Raw genomic sequence first — 3,750 nt, forward strand, 5'->3', positions numbered from 1 at the left:
AAAGATCATTTTACGCGCTAGAGGATACTGTTTGGGTTTGTATTCACCCGACAAATAGCAAAGACGTAGACGAAATAAAAGAAGAGTTTATAACTGACAATGTTAATGACATTGTAATGCTGGAAGAAATCAAAAGGTTAAGGATTGAATTATGAGTTGGGTAATTACGGCAACGGTAGGTTTGAAATTATTTGGGGATTACCAAGCCAATAAACAACAAAAAAAGCAAGCTAAAGCAGCAGCGGCGGCAACTGAAAGGGCTGGTAATTTAGATTCTGTAGCTAGACAAAAAGCTATAGGGGTTATTAACGAGACTTACCCGTCTGCTATTGCAACGTTTAACGATACCATGCGGAACACGTTAGATATGTTTCAACAAGCGCAAATTTCTTCTAGTGAATTATTGACTAACTCAGCAGAAAACGTTGAGCGGATGATATCACAAGGCGGACAAAACGCATTACATGCAATGCTTGGGCTACCAGCACCAGCACAAAACCAACCTGTCGATCAACAAGGTAACACTGAGGCGCAAAGTAGAGAGTTAGGTGGTATAAAGCCGGCTATGCCAGAATCACAAGCAAGCCAAATGCCTCAAACATTCGCTCAGACTGATGGCACTTTCCGCATGGGTGGTCAGCAACAGATGATCAACCAACCTGATCAAGTGTCACAAGGTCAAGTGGCACAAGAGCCAGTTAGATCAATGGGAATGGATGATTTTACCCCTCAAAAGTTCATGGGTCGGGACCCAGGTAGTGATGAGAATATGATGCGTATTCGGGATGCACAAGAGAGGAACCAAGCCCAACAAGCCCAACAAGCCTCACCTGTTCAAGCTCAACAAGTTATGGAGGGCGAATTTATACCAAGAGAAGCGCCGAACTTGCAACAGCAAAATATAACAATGCCCACCGGAACAAATGCGGGTTTTATGGGTGCTGAACAATCAGTTGTTTCGGCTGGCGATCAAGCAAGGACAGATATGATGGCAGGAGCGGAGGGTGCTCTGTCTGCGATGGGAACTAGGTTCGGCGGTGCTAGGGGTGACATTGAAGAGGGTAGAAACTTTTCGCTAGGTCAACATCAGAAAGGCATAGATGCCGGGCAAGCTGGAACAAGGACAGGTGTTCAAAGTGTAGAAGCTGGTGTGAATAGAGCTATCGGATATCAACAACCTTACATGTCTGCAGGTAAGGAAGCGTTAAACCCTTACATGGCATTAACTGGAACAAGAGGACAGCAAGCTTTTGATGACGCATTAATTAACGACCCAGCTTACAACTTGGCACTAATGGAAAGTGAACGCTCATTAGGTAGAAATGCGGCGGTAACTGGCGGCATGGGGTCAGGAAACACAAAGGGAAGATTCCAACTAAACGCACAACAACAGGCGGCGGCTGATGTAGATAGGCAATTAAACCGATATCGCGGTGCTGTTAATATGGGGCAAAACGCAGCAAATCAAGCGGGTGGTTATTCTGCTCAAGGTGGCGCGATTACGGGGCAGATGCAGCAGCAAGGCGGTAGAGATACCAGTAATATGATGAGTCGCATGGGTGATGTAGGTACAATGTCTGCTAGTCAACTTTCTGAACTAGCCAAGACACAAGGTTTATCAGAGGCGCAAATATTACAACAGTTAGGCGGTAACTTATCAAACATTGGAATGGATACTGGTCGAACTGTCGGCGGCATGAGGGAGACAGCAGGTATAAACGCAGCCAACATCTTACAAGGAACAACGGGGCAACAAGTAAGTAACGAGCAAAACCTAACGAATAATCTTTATGGTTTAGACCAAGGCACTGTTGCGAATATGGGTAATACAATGCAAAGTGCAGCAGGTACAACTTTACAATCTGAATTGAACCAAGCGAATAGCGTTGCCAATATGAATATTGGTGCTGGTACATCAGCGGCAAATACAGCTATGGGCATGGGTCAGGCGGAAATGATGGGTATAACTAATCCGTGGGGCAATATGGCAAATACTGTTAGTGGCGCTTTATCTAGTACAATGGGCATGGGTACACCAACTCCTTACGGGGCGAGTTCGCCATCACCTTATGCTTCAAGTGCGCCAATGAATTTAAACTATAGCCAAATGCCAGCTATGCCGAGCTACAACTCAATGATGGGTACAACATACAACCCACAAATAAACCAGAGACAAGGCACCACCTATAACCCACCGATTACATTTTAAGGATTAATTATGCCATTTCAATATACAGATTTTAACAGTCAAGGTATGGGCGCTTTCAACCAGGGCCAACAAATTGGTGATGACTATGTTAAAGGCCAGCTAAGGAACGAGCAGCGAGAAAGAACCTCAATGCTCGACGCTCAAAACGAACAGTTAGCAGCTCAAAAGGCATCAGACAGAGCCGTCAAAATGGGTCAAAGCGCAGAGTTACACGATCAGAATGTAGAAATTAAACAGGGTTCCATTAATAAAATGGAGCAAGCCAAGCAAAAACAATTGGCATTAGCGGCTACTCAAATGACTTACGAAGAGAGGCAACCGTTTTTAGCTGAAATTTTAAAGCAAACAAAAGATCCAATAATTAAAAAGAATTTGCAGATTGTTATGGATATGGAGCCAGAAAAACAAGGCGAATCTTTATGGATGGCAGCAATGAACGACACCAATAAATCAGGAGAACAGAAAGCGTTTGAATCTTTGATTGCGGGCTTTTCACCAGAGGATCAAGTGACGGCCCGAAAAGTTAAAGCAGGTTTAAAAGGTAGAGCAATGAGTAATGCCGTTTTATCTGCAATACAAAGCGGTGACATTCAAAATCTAGCTGATGCAAAAGCAACTATAAAAGGCGCTGAAAAGTTTGCCGAGATGACAGCAACATCGAGAGGCAAAACGATTGATAAAGGATTTTTGGCAATACAGAAAATAGATGCTGGCGTTAAAAACCTTGATAGGGCAATAGAGGTGTTAGGAAGAGGTGCGGGTGTTGGTGCCATTGAGCATTGGTTCCCTTCATTCAAAGCGGCATCAGTTGAGTTAGATAATATTCAAGGATCAATGGCTCTTGACGTAGTCGGCGCTACAACATTCGGTGCATTATCCAAGGGTGAGTTAGATTTAGCCAAAAATATAGCATTACCTACCGGGTTAGATGATGAAGAGTTAATAGCCTATTTAGGTAAAAAGAAAGTCGCACAAACAAAGTTAAGAGCTTATTTTAACGAACAGATACAGCACTTAGACCAAGGCGGAACTGTTGCAAGCTTTTTAAGAATGAAAGAAAGGGGTAGCAATGAATTTGCAGGCTTTAAGGTGGTTAGATAATGCCTATTGTAACAATACAATCCCCTTCAGGTGGTTCATTCCAAATAGACGCTCCTGAAGGTGCAACGGATGAGCAAATATTTAAGTTTGCACAATCACAGGGTTTAATGAATGAGCCTGAAAGTCAACCACAGTTAAGGCCAGAACAAGCGGCGACACCAGTTAATCAAGACTTTATCCCAACTGAGGAAAACTTAGCTATACCGGCTCCAGGGTTACCCGAGCGTTCTTTTGCTGATCAGGCTATTGGCGCTGGTGAGGCGGCTTTAACAATGGCAACGGGCGCGACTGGCGGCATGGTTGGCGGTTTAGTTGGCGCGGTTGAAGGCATAGGGCGAGAGCTAGCAGGAGATATACCAACGGGTGAAGGTGCAAACATAATGGCTGAAAGGGCCAGTCAACTTACCTATGCGCCCCGAACTGAAGCAGGACAGGAAATT

General features: G+C 44.2%; 3 protein-coding genes. All 3 read left to right on the forward strand.

What is annotated here, in order from left to right; genetic code table 11:
- The first annotated feature begins 151 nt into the window (after positions 1–151).
- On the forward strand, positions 152–2,209 hold the full coding sequence (locus HRU21_11950) for a hypothetical protein (protein ID NRA43002.1): 2,058 nt from the start codon (positions 152–154) through the stop codon (positions 2,207–2,209).
- Between the two features lie 9 nt (positions 2,210–2,218).
- On the forward strand, positions 2,219–3,310 hold the full coding sequence (locus tag HRU21_11955) for a hypothetical protein (protein NRA43003.1): 1,092 nt from the start codon (positions 2,219–2,221) through the stop codon (positions 3,308–3,310).
- The coding region (locus tag HRU21_11960; GenBank protein NRA43004.1) for a hypothetical protein at positions 3,310–3,750 on the forward strand (441 nt) is incomplete at its 3' end. The genes HRU21_11955 and HRU21_11960, both read left to right, overlap by 1 nt.

Source organism: Pseudomonadales bacterium (assembly GCA_013215025.1).
GTDB lineage: Bacteria > Pseudomonadota > Gammaproteobacteria > Pseudomonadales > DT-91 > DT-91.

Bases quoted from the DNA above. Each gene is read 5' to 3' on its own strand.
- HRU21_11950 (NRA43002.1), top strand. From the start codon at position 152: ATGAGTTGGGTAATTACGGCAACGGTAGGTTTGAAATTATTTGGGGAT.
- HRU21_11955 (NRA43003.1), top strand. From the start codon at position 2,219: ATGCCATTTCAATATACAGATTTTAACAGTCAAGGTATGGGCGCTTTC.